Source organism: Pseudomonas sp. GW821-FHT11G12, from assembly GCF_058808055.1.
On record NZ_JBXARH010000005.1, the window covers coordinates 1 to 13,774 of the forward strand.

A 13,774-nucleotide genomic window follows, 5' to 3' on the forward strand; every position below is an offset into this window, starting at 1 on the left:
TTCCCCATGTGAGAGTAGGTCATCGTCAAGATTAAATTCCGAAACCCCAATTGCGAAAGCAGTTGGGGTTTTGTTTTGCCCGCAGGAAAGTTCGTACGACATTCTCGGACGCCTTGCGGCTGTCCTCGCCTGCCGACAATGCTAAGGTTCAGCCCTAGCTTTTGTACTTTTCCAAGGAAGCCTTCATGCCGGACACGGTGCGATTGACGGCCATTTGCCGCCAGGGTGTCGGTATCTCATGAGAGGCCCTCCAGGGCGCCCCTGAAGAGCTGGACTACCTTGTGAGACTTGTTGGGTTGAGTCGCAATGGCGGCTGGTTACGGCGCTCTCTCGGCCTTGCCAGTGCTGGATGTATCGCGATGGTTTTGCAGTCAACGATGATGCCGCCAAGCTGCTAGGGGCTTGGTAACAAGAAATCGATAAGCTGTCGTTGAGACTGTCTCGAAAGATGAGGGTGGAGCTGTCTAGAAGAGATGGTGACATTATCCCAGGCAGCAAAAGCCCCTTGGTAATCACCCATGGCCAGATCATCGCGCAGGGGCGGGCTCAGGCCGTCTTCCTCATAAGCGAGTTTGAGGGAAGGCTGGAAAAAAGGGGGCTGATTCATTTTTTGCGAAGTGAACGCTAACGATGGGCGGCGAGATAGCAGAACAGTCACGCCGTCCGATCACATGTTGGGGAAATAATTCACCGCAAGAAACAGCAGGGTCGCCACGCCGGCGGCAACCCCACACACGGCGCCCAGCAACTGACGTGCAGCCGGATGTGCCGGTTGGCGACGATTGGCAATCCACAACCATACCCCCGCCAGAACGCTCGCGCTTGTGATGAACACCACCAGACTGCGATCCAGGTTGGGTGTCGCCATCGTCGTACCAATGACCCCGTCGTATATCAGCGTGAACACAATACCGGTTACCACGCTACTTCCGGCGCCAGCAAGGTTGCCAAGTAACAAGTTCCACTCACCCCGTTGCTTCACCACCCACCACCAGGTTCCGGCCATCACCATCAAGCACAGCAAAGCATCCATTGGTTTATTCCCGAGTGCGTGATAACAGAGGCGGTTGATAGGCCTCCAGCGAGAGTGGACGGCAAGATATCAAAATAGTAGCTTCGCGCCACTTTCTTCATCTGCGTAACGGACTACACATGCTTGGCGTTTCTTCTGTCTCGCGCCTGCTCGGCGCTTTCCTTCTCGCCATCGTAATGGCTCCGGCGCTTGCCGCCGAAACCCCGGAGGCCGCCTGGAAGGGATACCTCTCCGATTGTGAACGTTTTCAGCAAGTGTTGAACAACGTTCAAAGCGGGACAATTACTGCCAGGGATGCGATGTTCCGCGTCGATAGCTTGATGCGACCTGTTTTCGTCCATCGCGAGCACCTCACCCACGCGAGCCTTGCCTCTTCCGATTATGCCCGTTGCGAAAACGTCATTGCCCAAGCAACCGAGATCTGGAACAACGAACATAACGTCCAGGACAAAGAGATTCTGCAGCAAGCCTTAAAGGCTGAGGCCGAACATTTGGAGTCCCCGGAATACAAGCGCGCCCGCGCTCTGGGCTTTAGTGACGTCGGCAAACTCGGCAAACTCCATGAGATCGCCGAGGATTCGGAAACGGATGGCGAAGCGTTACTGAAGACATTGATGATCACGGTCGACTGGGGTTGCGGCCGACATTTTCGTGCCGTGCGATACGACAAACCCTATGTGATCTACACCGCCTATCCCGATGAGGGCAGCTGCGCAATCTATAGAGAGGTTGCGGTGCTGGGCGGAGCAATGGTGGAGAGGGGCGATACCATCGATCGGGACGCGATTTTTCAATACGTGGGATGGAAGAAACTGGAAGGGGCAGGTGGGTTCCCCATCGACATTCAAGTGGTAAAAGTGCGCAAGTAATCCGAGGGCTGTTCCTTCAGATCGCGTGTCTGATTACAGAATGTCCTTCAAATAACCCTTGAGCGCGAGGAGCGGCTGATCCAGTTGTTCCAGCGACTGCGCCTGACTGAGGTCGGTCGACAACTTGTGCAGTTCCCGCCCCAGCGGTTTCTCGAAGCCACCCAGCGCATCCATCGCCAGCGCCAGGCACTCGTTCATCTTGAACTGGATCGTCTCGACATCACCCCGGCGCACCAGCAATTCGAATACGTCTTTCTGATAGTCGCCCATGACCATGTCATCCCGCAGAATCGGGCTCAGGCCTTCTTCCTCGTACGCGAGTTTGAGGGAGAACAGGGCGACGGTTTCCAGTGACGTTTCCATGCAGTGAATCCTTTGAGGTGTCCTGTTGTTGTTACAGGGAAGATCAAAAGATCGCAGCCTTCGGCGGCTCCGACAACAGCAGCCACTTTCCGGCAGGCGAAAAAAAAGGCCTTGCAAAGCAAGACCTTTCTTAATTTTGGTGCCCCGAGGGAGACTCGAACTCCCACTCCTTTCGAAAACGGATTTTGAATCCGCCGCGTCTACCAATTCCGCCATCAGGGCTCAATGGCGGCGAAGTATAGAGAGGTACCTACCGTTGGTCAATCACGTTTCATGGTCAATTTTCGATATTTCCGCTAGACTTTCCGGCCCTGCTAGACGAACTCCATCATGCGCGTTGCTGACTTTACCTTCGAGCTTCCTGATTCGCTGATCGCCCGCCACCCTTTGGCCGAGCGTCGCGGTAGTCGCCTGTTGACCCTGGATGGTGTCAGCGGCGCCCTGGCACACCGTCAATTCACTGATCTGCTTGAGCATTTGCGCCCGGGCGATCTGATGGTGTTCAACAATACCCGGGTGATTCCGGCACGGCTGTTCGGTCAGAAGGCGTCTGGCGGCAAGCTGGAAATCCTCATCGAGCGAGTGCTCGACACGCACCGCGTGCTGGCCCATGTGCGCTCCAGCAAGTCACCCAAGCCGGGTTCGAAGATCCTCATCGACGGTGGAGGCGAAGCCGAAATGCTGGCTCGCCACGATGCCCTGTTCGAGTTGAGTTTCGCTGAAGAAGTGCTGCCGCTCCTCGACCGCGTCGGGCACATGCCGCTGCCGCCTTATATCGACCGCCCGGACGAAGGCTCGGATCGTGAGCGTTATCAGACCGTGTACGCCGAGAAGCTCGGCGCGGTGGCAGCGCCGACCGCCGGGCTGCACTTCGACCAGACGCTGATGGAAGCGATCGCCGCCAAGGGTGTCGAGACCGCGTTCGTTACGTTGCACGTCGGTGCGGGTACGTTCCAGCCGGTGCGTGTCGAAAAGCTCGAAGATCACCACATGCACAGCGAATGGCTGGAAGTCGGCCAGGACGTGGTCGATGCAGTCGCTGCCTGCCGTGCGCGTGGCGGTCGGGTGATTGCCGTAGGCACCACCAGCGTGCGTTCGCTGGAGAGCGCCGCTCGTGATGGCGTGCTCAAACCGTTCAGTGGCGACACCGATATCTTTATCTTCCCGGGCCGGCCGTTCCATGTGGTCGACGCCTTGGTCACCAATTTCCATTTGCCCGAATCCACGTTGTTGATGCTGGTTTCGGCGTTCGCCGGCTATCCGGAAACCATGGCTGCCTACAAGGCCGCCGTCGAAAACGAATACCGCTTTTTCAGCTACGGTGATGCGATGTTCATCACCCGTAATCCCGCACCTACTGCCCCTAAAGAAACAGGCCCCGAGGAAACAGAATGAGTCGCCAATGCCGCATGTCCTTCGAGCTCCTGGCCACCGACGGCAAGGCTCGTCGTGGTCGCCTGACCTTCCCCCGTGGCACCGTCGAGACCCCGGCCTTCATGCCGGTTGGCACCTACGGCACGGTCAAGGGCATGTTGCCGCGTGACATCGTCGCCACGGGCGCTGAGATCATTCTGGGCAACACCTTTCACCTGTGGCTGCGCCCTGGCACCGAAGTGATCAAAGAGCACGGCGACCTGCACGATTTCATGCAGTGGAAAGGCCCGATCCTCACCGACTCTGGCGGCTTCCAGGTGTTCAGTCTCGGCGCCATGCGCAAGATCAAGGAGGAGGGCGTGACCTTCGCCTCCCCGGTCGACGGCTCGAAAGTGTTCATGGGCCCGGAAGAGTCGATGCAGGTCCAGCGTGATCTGGGCTCGGACATCGTGATGATCTTCGACGAATGCACCCCGTACCCGGCCGACGAAGACGTTGCCCGTGTTTCCATGGAGCTGTCGTTGCGCTGGGCCCAGCGTTCGAAGAATGCCCATGGCGACAACACAGCAGCGCTGTTTGGCATCGTTCAGGGCGGCATGCACCAGGACCTGCGCATGCGTTCTCTGGAAGGCCTGGACAAGATCGGCTTCGACGGTCTGGCCATCGGCGGCCTGTCGGTGGGCGAGCCCAAGCATGAAATGATCAAGGTGCTGGATTATCTGCCGGGCATGATGCCGGCTGACAAACCTCGTTACCTTATGGGCGTTGGCAAACCGGAAGATCTGGTTGAGGGTGTGCGCCGCGGTGTGGACATGTTCGATTGCGTGATGCCAACCCGTAATGCCCGCAATGGGCATCTGTTCATTGATACTGGCGTGCTGAAGATCCGTAACGCGTTCCATCGCCATGATGATTCGCCGCTGGATCCGACCTGCGATTGCTATACCTGCCAGAACTTCTCGCGCGCTTATCTGCATCATCTGGACAAGTGCGGCGAAATGCTCGGCAGCATGCTCAATACCATCCACAATTTGCGCCATTATCAGGTGCTGATGGCTGGTTTGCGCGAGGCTATTCAACAGGGTACATTGGCCGCCTTTGTCGATGCCTTCTACGCCAAACGCGGGCTTCCCGTTCCGCCTTTGGACTGAGTTTTCTGACCCCAAGATTCAACATTTGCAACTGGAGTGCTAAATGAGCTTTTTTATCTCTAATGCCATGGCTGACGCGGCTGCACCGGCAGCAGCCGGCCCAATGGGTGGCGGCTTCGAGTGGATTTTCCTGGTTGGCTTCCTGGTCATCTTCTACCTGATGATCTGGCGTCCACAGGCCAAGCGCGCCAAAGAGCAGAAGAACCTGCTGAGCAGCCTGGCGAAGGGTGACGAAGTGGTTACCACCGGCGGCATCGCCGGCAAGATCACCAAAGTGGCCGACGACTTCGTGGTTCTGGAAGTTTCCGACACCGTGGAAATGAAGTTCCAGAAGGGCGCCATCGCCGCCACGCTGCCAAAAGGCACGCTGAAAGCGATCTAAGGTTCCAACTTCTACTCAATCGACGGGGCGCGCAAGGCGCCCCGCGTTCATAACGGGCGGCGTGATGCTGAACAAATATCCTCTGTGGAAATACATTCTGATCCTGGCGGTGCTGGCGATCGGTCTGATTTATTCCGCTCCGAATCTATACCCCGATGACCCGGCCATTCAGATCAGCGGTGCCAGCACGGCCCTGCAGGTCAATCAGGCCGATCTGGATCGCGTGAGCACCGCGCTCAAGGAATCCGGGATCAACGTCAAGGCCTCGAGCCTGGCTGCAAACGGCAAGGGCGGTCTGATCCGTCTGACCAAGGCTGAAGACCAGCTGCCGGCCAAGGACGTTGTGCGCAAGGCATTGGGTGATGACTACGTCGTCGCGCTGAACCTGGCACAGACCACCCCGCAATGGCTGCGCAGCGTGGCCGCGCACCCGATGAAGCTGGGTCTGGACTTGTCCGGTGGTGTGCACTTCCTGCTGGAAGTGGACATGGAAAAAGCCCTCGATGCACGCCTGAAAGTCTATGAAGGCGACGTCAAGAGCCTGCTGCGTAAAGAAAAACTGCGCTATCGCAGCCTGCCGCAACTGGGCGGTGCCATTCAGTTGGGCTTCAGCGATGAAGACTCCCGCGAACAGGCCCGTGTGCTGATCCGCAAGAACTTCAACGATTTCGACATTGTTCCGGCCGACCTCAATGGTCAACCGGTGCTGCGTCTGGCGATGACCCCGGCCAAGCTGGCGGAAATCCGTGAATACTCCATCAAGCAGAACTTGACCACGGTACGTAACCGCGTCAACGAGCTGGGTGTTGCCGAACCGATCGTCCAGCGTCAGGGTGCCAACCGTATCGTGGTTGAGCTGCCGGGCGTACAGGACACTGCCGAAGCCAAGCGTATCCTCGGCAAGACGGCCAACCTCGAGTTCCGCCTGGCCGCCGAGCCGGGTGCTTCGAAAGCCACTTCCGAGACTTTCGAGTTCCGCGAAGGCAAGCGTCCTCCTGCACAGATCGAGCGTGGCCTGATCATCACCGGTGACCAGGTGACTGACGCCAAGGCCGGTTTCGGTGAGCACGGCACCCCTGAAGTGAACATCCGTCTGGATGGCCACGGTGGCGAACTGATGAGCCGCGCGACCCGCAGCAACGTCGGTCGCAGCATGGCGGTGATCTTCATCGAACAGCGTCCGGTGACCACGTACACCAAGCAAATGGTCGACGGCGTCGAGAAAGACGTTGCCGTACAGACGTTCAAGGAAGAGAAGAAGATCATCAGCCTGGCGACCATTCAGTCGCCGCTGGGTGCGCAATTCCGTATCACCGGCCTGAACGGCCAGGGCGAGTCGTCCGAATTGGCGCTGCTGCTGCGTGCCGGTGGTCTGGCTGCTCCGATGTACTTCGCTGAAGAACGCACCATCGGCCCTAGCCTGGGTGCGGACAACATCACCAAGGGTATCGATGCATCGCTGTGGGGCATGCTGTTCGTCTCGCTGTTCATCATCGCCATCTACCGCTTCTTCGGCCTGATCGCGACCGTCGCGTTGGCGGTGAACATGGTGCTGCTGCTGGCACTGATGTCGCTGCTGGGTGCCACGCTGACCCTGCCGGGTATCGCCGGTATCGTGTTGACCATGGGTATGGCGGTCGACGCCAACGTGCTGATCTTCTCGCGGATCCGTGAAGAGATCGCCGCCGGCATGACCGTGCAGCGTGCAATCAACGAAGGCTTCGGTCGGGCATTCACTGCGATTCTCGACGCCAACCTGACCACATTGCTGGTCGGCGGCATTCTCTTCGCCATGGGCACCGGCCCGGTGAAGGGCTTCGCAGTAACCATGTCCCTCGGGGTTCTGACTTCGATGTTCACGGCCATCATGGTCACCCGCGCGATGGTCAACCTGATCTTCGGCGGTCGTGACTTCAAGAAGTTGTGGATTTAAGGGGCTGCCATGTTACGTACAATCAACTTCATGGGCGTCCGCAACTTCGCGTTCGGCGTCACAGTGTTCCTGACCTTGCTGGCTGTTTTCAGCGTATTCCACAAGGGCATGAACTGGGGTCTGGACTTCACCGGCGGTACGCTCATCGAGCTGACCTACGAGCGTCCGGCCGATGTCACCAAGGTGCGTGATCAACTGACCACCGCCGGCTATCACGAAGCTATCGTGCAGAACTTCGGTGCTACCACCGATCTGCTGGTGCGCATGCCGGGTGAAGATCCGCAGTTGGGTCATCAGGTAGCGCAAGCGCTGCAGAAGGTCGGTGGCGACAACCCGGCGACGGTCAAGCGCGTCGAGTTCGTCGGCCCGCAGGTCGGTGAAGAGCTGCGTGACCAGGGTGGCCTCGGCATGCTGCTGGCACTCGGCGGCATCCTGATCTACCTGGCTTTCCGCTTTCAGTGGAAATTCGCGGTCGGCGCCATCGTTTCGCTGATTCACGACGTGATCGTGACCGTCGGTATCCTGTCGTTCTTCCAGATCACCTTCGATCTGACGGTGCTGGCGGCAGTACTGGCGATCATCGGCTACTCGCTGAACGACACCATCGTCGTATTCGACCGGGTGCGTGAGAACTTCCGCGTACTGCGCAAGGCTACGCTGATCGAGAACATCAACATCTCGACCACCCAGACCCTGTTGCGGACCATCGCGACTTCGGTTTCGACCTTGCTGGCAATCGCGGCGCTGCTGTTCTTCGGCGGTGACAACCTGTACGGCTTCTCCCTGGCGCTGCTGGTGGGTGTTCTGGCGGGTACCTATTCGTCGATCTACATCGCCAACGTGGTGCTGATCTGGCTGAACCTGTCTACCGAAGACCTGATTCCTCCGGCCAACACCGAGAAGGAAGTCGACGACCGTCCTTGAGGCTCTGCTTCCATAGCATTCTCCCGGTGGTACTAGACAAAAAAGACGCGAGTTGAACTCGCGTCTTTTTTTTTGCTCCAAGGCTGGGAGAAGCGCGGGCTTGTCCCGCATGTGATGGTCAGGAGGTTCATGTGAACAAGTCGTTACTGGTTGGTGCGGTATTGGGTGCTGTCGGTGTGACTGCCGGGGGTGCTGTTGCCACCTACAGCCTGGTTAAAAGCGGCCCTGAGTATGCGCAAGTGTTGGCCGTCGAACCGGTCAAGACACAGATCAAGACTCCACGTGAAGTGTGCAAGGATGTCGCTGTGACCCGGCAGGCGCCGGTCAAGGATCAACACCAGATTCTCGGTACCGCCATCGGTGCCGTGGCAGGTGGTTTGCTGGGTAATCAGATCGGCGGCGGCACCGGCAAGAAGATTGCCACGGTGGCCGGTGCGGTCGGTGGCGGTTATGCCGGCAACAAGGTGCAGGAAGGCATGCAGAATCGCGATACCTACACCACCACGCAGACTCGCTGTAATACGGTGAATGACATCAGCGACAAGGTCGTAGGCTATGACGTTCGTTACTCGCTGGACGGCAAGGAAGGCAAAGTGCGGATGGATCGTGATCCGGGCAACCAGATTCCGGTTGACAAGGAAGGCAAGCTGATCCTGTCTCAGGCGCAGCCGGGGCAGTGATCTGCTGAAAGCTGATAAGAAAGCACCCTTCGGGGTGCTTTTTTATGTCTGCGATTTGAGCGAGAAATGCAGGGGGATCGAATTAGAGGCATAAAAAAAGCACCCCGAAGGGTGCTTTTTTGGGTTTCGCGAAAAGCTTAGCGCTTCAGCGAAGCCGGCAGGTGCGGCTGGATCGCCGTCAGAACTGCCTTGAAGCATTTGGTGTTGCCGGCAACGACGTGGCCTTTTTCAAGGAAGTCGTGACCGCCGGTGAAGTCGCTCACCAGGCCACCAGCTTCCTGAATCAGCAGGGCGCCAGCGGCCATGTCCCACTCGGACAGGCCCGACTCCCAGAACGCGTCGAAACGACCGGCGGCCACGTAAGCCAGGTCCAGGCTCGCCGAACCGGCGCGGCGGATGCCGGCAGTCTGGCCAACCAGGGCGCGGAACATGCCCAGGTAGTTGTCGAGGTTGTCCATCTGGTCGTCACGGAACGGGAAACCGGTGCCGAGCAGAGCGCCGTCCAGGCTGGTACGACCGCTGACACGCAGGCGACGACCGTTCAGTTGAGCGCCGCGACCACGGCTGGCGGTGAATTCTTCCTGGCGAACCGGATCCAGAACAACGGCGTGTTCCAGGCGACCACGGTATTTGCAGGCAATGCTGACAGCGAAGTGAGGAATGCCGCGCAGGAAGTTGGTGGTGCCGTCCAGTGGGTCAATGATCCACAGGTATTCTTCACCTTCGATACCGCTACCGGCGTGCATGCCGGTCTCTTCACCCATGATCGAGTGATTCGGGTAAGCCTTGCGCAGAGCATCGATGATTTTCTGTTCGGCGGCGCGATCGACCTCGGATACATAATCCTTGGCGTCTTTTTCGTCGACCTTGATGGTATCCAGGCGCTCGATGGAGCGGAAGATCAGTTCACTGGCGCTGCGGGCGGCGCGCAGCGCGATATTCAGCATGGGCTGCATGGATGTGTCACCTAAGGTTGTTAAAGAAAGCCGCGCATTCTATCAGAACTTTTCTTCAGGTGAAGGTCGCTGTTCGCTTTCATAGCTTAACGGTAGGCTGTTCTGTAAGATTTGCACCCCTTTGCCGAGTCCGAGAGCGCCCGCCGTGCTGCAAAATATTCGTGTCGTCCTGGTCAATACCAGCCATCCGGGAAACATCGGCGGGACCGCGCGCGCCATGAAAAACATGGGCCTGTCGCGGTTGGTGCTGGTTGATCCGCGAGTTTTCCCGCATCACGAAGCCGACGCTCGTGCCTCCGGTGCCGGTGACATCCTTGAAAACGCACAAGTCGTCGCCACCTTGGAAGACGCCCTGGTCGGCTGCAATCTGGTGCTCGGCACCAGTGCTCGCGACCGGCGCATTCCCTGGCCATTGCTGGACCCGCGCGAGTGCGGAACCAAAGTGGTCGAGGAGGCCGGGCAGGGCGCGGAAATCGCACTGGTGTTCGGTCGTGAAGATTCCGGCCTGACCAATGACGAGCTGCAGCGATGTCACTATCACGTGCACATTCCCTCCGATCCTGAATTCAGTTCGCTGAACCTCGGGGCGGCGGTGCAGGTGTTGAGTTATGAAGTGCGCATGGCCTGGCTGGCCGCACAAGGTCAGCCGACCAAGATCGAGAAGGAAGAAGTGGCCTCCGTGAAAAGCGCCGAGCTGGCGACCATGGATGAGCTGGAGCGATTCTACGAGCACCTGGAACAGACCCTGGTGGCCATCGAATTCCTCGATCCGGAAAAACCGCGGCACTTGATGGCGCGCCTGCGCCGGTTGTACGGACGCAGCTCGGTCAGCCGGGCGGAAATGAATATTTTGCGTGGCATCCTCACGGAAACCCAGAAAGCGGCCCGTGGCGAGCTCCTTAAACGGAAGGATTAATGATGTTCGAGCGTTTGCGTGAAGATATCCAGAGCGTATTCCACCGAGACCCGGCGGCGCGTAACGCTTTTGAAGTCCTGACCTGCTACCCCGGCATGCATGCAATCTGGATTCATCGACTGGCCGGCATGCTCTGGCGCAATGATCTGAAATGGCTGGCGCGGCTGGTGTCGAACTTCGGTCGCTGGTTGACCGGTATTGAGATTCATCCGGGCGCCAAGGTCGGTCGTCGCTTCTTCATCGACCATGGCATGGGCATCGTGATTGGCGAAACCGCTGAAATCGGCGATGACGTCACCATCTATCAGGGTGTGACCCTTGGCGGCACCAGCTGGAACAAGGGCAAGCGTCACCCGACGCTGGGTGATGGCGTAGTCGTGGGGGCTGGCGCGAAAGTGCTTGGCCCGTTCACGGTCGGTGCCGGTGCCAAGGTTGGCTCCAATGCCGTAGTGACCAAGGAAGTGCCGCCAGGTGCCACGGTGGTGGGCATCCCGGGCCGGATCATCGTCAAGTCCGATGATGAAGCCGACGCCAAGCGTAAAGCGATGGCCGAGAAGATCGGTTTTGATGCTTACGGTGTGAGCGAGGACATGCCGGACCCGGTGGCGCGTGCCATTGGTCAACTGCTGGATCACCTTCAGGCGGTGGATGGCCGTCTGGAAGGGATGTGCGGTGCGTTGAAGGATCTGGGCAGCAATTATTGTGCGAAAGATCTGCCTGAATTGCGTGAAGAAGACTTCGCCTGCGTCAAAGGCAAGGACGAATCCAAGCTCCACTGACGTCCCGGCAGGGGCTGCTGCTGACCGGTGTGCCATTAAGCCGCAGACCCTGCTATCATTCGCGCGCTCTTTTGCGGGTAAACCCGACTAAAGCACTAGGTCTTATAGTTGACTTAAATGCTCGGGAATTGCATACTCCCGTCCATTCCGAACTCCGTGGTAATTGTCCATGCGACTGACTACAAAAGGCCGATACGCCGTGACCGCCATGCTTGACCTGGCGTTGCACGCGCAGCACGGGCCGGTGTCCCTGGCCGATATCTCCGAGCGCCAAGGCATCTCCCTGTCCTATCTCGAACAGCTGTTCGCCAAGCTGCGCCGCAGTAACCTGGTTTCCAGTGTTCGCGGTCCGGGCGGTGGCTACCAGTTGTCCCGCGACATGCAGGGCATCCAGGTCGCTCAGGTGATCGATGCGGTGAACGAATCGGTCGATGCAACAAAATGCCAGGGCCAGGGCGATTGCCATTCCGGCGACACCTGCCTGACCCATCACCTGTGGTGCGACCTGAGCCTGCAGATTCACGAATTTCTCAGCGGTATCAGCTTGGCCGACCTCGTAACTCGCCGTGAGGTGCAGGAAGTGGCCCAGCGTCAGGATCAGCGTCGTTGCAATGGCAAGGCGCCGCGCCTGGACAAGATTGAAGCGTCCGCCGTCGAATGACAGCCAGAGAGCTAGCGGCACGCCAGCCAGCCTGATTTAGGAGATAGTCCATGAAATTGCCGATTTACCTTGATTACTCTGCGACCACCCCGGTCGATCCGCGCGTTGCGCAAAAAATGAGTGAATGCCTGCTGGTCGACGGAAACTTCGGTAACCCGGCGTCCCGTTCCCACGTGTTCGGCTGGAAGGCCGAAGAGTCCGTCGAAAACGCTCGTCGTCAGGTGGCCGATCTGGTCAATGCCGACCCGCGTGAAATCGTCTGGACCTCCGGTGCCACCGAGTCCGACAACCTGGCAATCAAGGGTGCGGCACATTTCTACGCCTCCAAGGGCAAGCACCTGATCACCTCCAAGATCGAGCACAAGGCGGTCCTCGATACCATGCGCCAACTGGAGCGCGAAGGTTTCGAAGTGACCTACCTCGATCCGACCGAAGACGGTCTGATCACGCCTGCCATGATCGAAGCTGCACTGCGTGAAGACACCATCCTGGTGTCGGTAATGCACGTGAACAACGAAATCGGCACCGTCAACGACATCGCCGCCATCGGCGAACTGCTTCGTTCGAAAGGCATCCTGTTCCACGTCGACGCCGCTCAGTCCACCGGCAAGGTCGAGATCGACCTGCAGAAGCTGAAAGTCGACATGATGTCGTTCTCTGCCCACAAGACCTACGGCCCTAAAGGCATCGGTGCGCTGTACGTGAGCCGCAAGCCGCGTGTGCGCATCGAAGCGACCATGCACGGTGGCGGTCACGAACGTGGCATGCGTTCCGGCACCCTGGCGACCCACCAGATCGTCGGCATGGGCGAAGCGTTCCGTGTGGCCAAGGAAGACATGGCTGCCGAAAACGTCCGCATCAAGGCGTTGAGCGACCGCTTCTACAAGCAGGTCGAGCACCTGGAAGAGCTGTACGTCAACGGCAGCCTGACCGCCCGCGTTCCGCACAACCTGAACCTGAGCTTCAACTACGTTGAAGGCGAGTCGCTGATCATGGCGCTCAAGGATCTGGCGGTGTCGTCCGGTTCGGCCTGCACCTCGGCGTCGCTTGAGCCTTCGTACGTACTGCGCGCCTTGGGCCGCAACGACGAACTGGCACACAGCTCGATCCGTTTCACCTTCGGCCGTTTCACCACCGAAGAAGAAATCGACTACGCCGCGCAGAAAGTCTGCGAGGCCGTTACCAAGCTGCGCGCTCTGTCGCCGCTGTGGGACATGTACAAAGACGGCGTCGATATCTCGAAGATCGAGTGGGCGGCACACTAAATATAGAAGCCGCCGGATACAGATCCTGTAGCGACGCGGCGGTTTACGCAGCGCAGTTGCAGGGTCTCAAGAGCGGCCCTGATGAGTGAGGATTGAGAATCATGGCTTACAGCGAAAAGGTCATCGACCACTACGAAAACCCGCGTAACGTCGGCAAGATGAATGCCGAAGACCCGGATGTCGGCACCGGCATGGTCGGCGCCCCGGCATGCGGCGACGTGATGCGTCTGCAGATCAAGGTCAACGATCAGGGCGTTATCGAAGACGCCAAGTTCAAGACTTACGGCTGCGGTTCGGCTATCGCCTCCAGCTCCCTCGCCACCGAGTGGATGAAGGGCAAGACCCTGGACGAAGCTGAAACCATCAAGAACACCCAGCTGGCCGAAGAACTGGCCCTGCCACCAGTGAAAATCCACTGCTCGGTACTCGCTGAAGACGCCATCAAGGCGGCTGTTCGCGATTACAAGCAGAAGAAAGGCTTGATCTAA

Annotated in this window: 15 protein-coding genes and 1 tRNA gene; 12 read left to right on the forward strand and 4 right to left on the reverse strand. The window is 58.6% G+C overall.

Going from position 1 to position 13,774, the window contains the following annotated elements; all coding sequences use genetic code 11:
- Nucleotides 1–667: 667 nt before the first annotated feature.
- Nucleotides 668–1,033: a hypothetical protein gene (locus tag AC1RR7_RS16295; protein ID WP_102620828.1), complete on the reverse strand. Its 366-nt coding sequence runs from the start codon at nt 1,031–1,033 to the stop codon at nt 668–670.
- Between the two features lie 119 nt (nt 1,034–1,152).
- Here AC1RR7_RS16295 and AC1RR7_RS16300 point away from each other — a divergent pair, with 119 nt between their 5' ends.
- A complete protein-coding gene (locus AC1RR7_RS16300; protein ID WP_493157996.1) occupies nt 1,153–1,902 on the forward strand; it encodes a hypothetical protein in 750 nt (249 codons plus the stop codon).
- Between the two features lie 33 nt (nt 1,903–1,935).
- Here AC1RR7_RS16300 and AC1RR7_RS16305 read toward each other — a convergent pair whose 3' ends face one another.
- Complete coding sequence (locus tag AC1RR7_RS16305; protein WP_096823087.1) at nt 1,936–2,265, reverse strand: hypothetical protein; 330 nt, start codon at nt 2,263–2,265, stop codon at nt 1,936–1,938.
- Nucleotides 2,266–2,402: 137 nt separating this feature from the next.
- Nucleotides 2,403–2,487 (reverse strand) — tRNA-Leu (locus AC1RR7_RS16310).
- Between the two features lie 108 nt (nt 2,488–2,595).
- On the opposite strand from AC1RR7_RS16310, the gene queA reads away from it, so the two are divergent.
- From queA to AC1RR7_RS16340, 6 genes are all read left to right on the forward strand, one after another.
- Complete coding sequence (gene queA / locus AC1RR7_RS16315) at nt 2,596–3,660, forward strand: tRNA preQ1(34) S-adenosylmethionine ribosyltransferase-isomerase QueA (protein ID WP_102620826.1); 1,065 nt, start codon at nt 2,596–2,598, stop codon at nt 3,658–3,660.
- 14 nt (nt 3,661–3,674) lie between these two features.
- Complete coding sequence (gene tgt / locus AC1RR7_RS16320) at nt 3,675–4,790, forward strand: tRNA guanosine(34) transglycosylase Tgt (protein WP_161794909.1); 1,116 nt, start codon at nt 3,675–3,677, stop codon at nt 4,788–4,790.
- Between the two features lie 43 nt (nt 4,791–4,833).
- A complete protein-coding gene (gene yajC / locus AC1RR7_RS16325; RefSeq protein WP_003227923.1) occupies nt 4,834–5,172 on the forward strand; it encodes a preprotein translocase subunit YajC in 339 nt (112 codons plus the stop codon).
- 64 nt (nt 5,173–5,236) lie between these two features.
- A complete protein-coding gene (gene secD, locus AC1RR7_RS16330; RefSeq protein ID WP_096818611.1) occupies nt 5,237–7,105 on the forward strand; it encodes a protein translocase subunit SecD in 1,869 nt (622 codons plus the stop codon).
- A gap of 9 nt (nt 7,106–7,114) precedes the next feature.
- Nucleotides 7,115–8,029, forward strand: a complete 915-nt coding sequence (gene secF / locus AC1RR7_RS16335) for a protein translocase subunit SecF (protein WP_102620824.1) — start codon at nt 7,115–7,117, stop codon at nt 8,027–8,029.
- Nucleotides 8,030–8,160: 131 nt separating this feature from the next.
- Nucleotides 8,161–8,709: a glycine zipper 2TM domain-containing protein gene (locus AC1RR7_RS16340; protein ID WP_085709392.1), complete on the forward strand. Its 549-nt coding sequence runs from the start codon at nt 8,161–8,163 to the stop codon at nt 8,707–8,709.
- A 137-nt stretch (nt 8,710–8,846) separates the two neighbouring features.
- Here AC1RR7_RS16340 and suhB read toward each other — a convergent pair whose 3' ends face one another.
- Nucleotides 8,847–9,665 (reverse strand): type III secretion system regulator SuhB, encoded by an 819-nt coding sequence (gene suhB, locus AC1RR7_RS16345; RefSeq protein WP_085709393.1) that lies wholly within the window; start codon nt 9,663–9,665, stop codon nt 8,847–8,849.
- A 145-nt stretch (nt 9,666–9,810) separates the two neighbouring features.
- Here suhB and trmJ point away from each other — a divergent pair, with 145 nt between their 5' ends.
- The 5 genes from trmJ to iscU all read left to right on the forward strand — a co-directional run bounded on the left by trmJ (nt 9,811) and on the right by iscU (nt 13,774).
- Nucleotides 9,811–10,581: a tRNA (cytosine(32)/uridine(32)-2'-O)-methyltransferase TrmJ gene (trmJ, locus tag AC1RR7_RS16350; protein WP_007956692.1), complete on the forward strand. Its 771-nt coding sequence runs from the start codon at nt 9,811–9,813 to the stop codon at nt 10,579–10,581.
- 2 nt (nt 10,582–10,583) lie between these two features.
- Nucleotides 10,584–11,360 (forward strand): serine O-acetyltransferase, encoded by a 777-nt coding sequence (gene cysE / locus AC1RR7_RS16355; RefSeq protein ID WP_007956691.1) that lies wholly within the window; start codon nt 10,584–10,586, stop codon nt 11,358–11,360.
- A gap of 169 nt (nt 11,361–11,529) precedes the next feature.
- The gene (gene iscR, locus AC1RR7_RS16360) at nt 11,530–12,021 is read left to right on the forward strand and encodes a Fe-S cluster assembly transcriptional regulator IscR (protein ID WP_007956690.1); all 492 of its coding nucleotides are present in this window, start codon (nt 11,530–11,532) and stop codon (nt 12,019–12,021) included.
- Between the two features lie 50 nt (nt 12,022–12,071).
- A complete protein-coding gene (locus AC1RR7_RS16365) occupies nt 12,072–13,286 on the forward strand; it encodes an IscS subfamily cysteine desulfurase (protein WP_007956689.1) in 1,215 nt (404 codons plus the stop codon).
- 101 nt (nt 13,287–13,387) lie between these two features.
- Nucleotides 13,388–13,774 carry a Fe-S cluster assembly scaffold IscU gene (gene iscU / locus AC1RR7_RS16370; RefSeq protein WP_003227907.1) on the forward strand — a complete coding sequence of 129 codons (387 nt, stop codon included), beginning with the start codon at nt 13,388–13,390 and terminating at the stop codon, nt 13,772–13,774.

Excerpts from the sequence above, each read along its gene's own strand:
- AC1RR7_RS16295 (WP_102620828.1), bottom strand. The coding sequence starts at position 1,033 with ATGGATGCTTTGCTGTGCTTGATGGTGATGGCCGGAACCTGGTGGTGG.
- AC1RR7_RS16300 (WP_493157996.1), top strand. The coding sequence starts at position 1,153 with ATGCTTGGCGTTTCTTCTGTCTCGCGCCTGCTCGGCGCTTTCCTTCTC.
- AC1RR7_RS16305 (WP_096823087.1), bottom strand. The coding sequence starts at position 2,265 with ATGGAAACGTCACTGGAAACCGTCGCCCTGTTCTCCCTCAAACTCGCG.
- queA (WP_102620826.1), top strand. The coding sequence starts at position 2,596 with ATGCGCGTTGCTGACTTTACCTTCGAGCTTCCTGATTCGCTGATCGCC.
- tgt (WP_161794909.1), top strand. The coding sequence starts at position 3,675 with ATGTCCTTCGAGCTCCTGGCCACCGACGGCAAGGCTCGTCGTGGTCGC.
- yajC (WP_003227923.1), top strand. The coding sequence starts at position 4,834 with ATGAGCTTTTTTATCTCTAATGCCATGGCTGACGCGGCTGCACCGGCA.
- secD (WP_096818611.1), top strand. The coding sequence starts at position 5,237 with ATGCTGAACAAATATCCTCTGTGGAAATACATTCTGATCCTGGCGGTG.
- secF (WP_102620824.1), top strand. The coding sequence starts at position 7,115 with ATGTTACGTACAATCAACTTCATGGGCGTCCGCAACTTCGCGTTCGGC.
- suhB (WP_085709393.1), bottom strand. The coding sequence starts at position 9,665 with ATGCAGCCCATGCTGAATATCGCGCTGCGCGCCGCCCGCAGCGCCAGT.
- cysE (WP_007956691.1), top strand. The coding sequence starts at position 10,584 with ATGTTCGAGCGTTTGCGTGAAGATATCCAGAGCGTATTCCACCGAGAC.
- iscR (WP_007956690.1), top strand. The coding sequence starts at position 11,530 with ATGCGACTGACTACAAAAGGCCGATACGCCGTGACCGCCATGCTTGAC.
- AC1RR7_RS16365 (WP_007956689.1), top strand. The coding sequence starts at position 12,072 with ATGAAATTGCCGATTTACCTTGATTACTCTGCGACCACCCCGGTCGAT.
- iscU (WP_003227907.1), top strand. The coding sequence starts at position 13,388 with ATGGCTTACAGCGAAAAGGTCATCGACCACTACGAAAACCCGCGTAAC.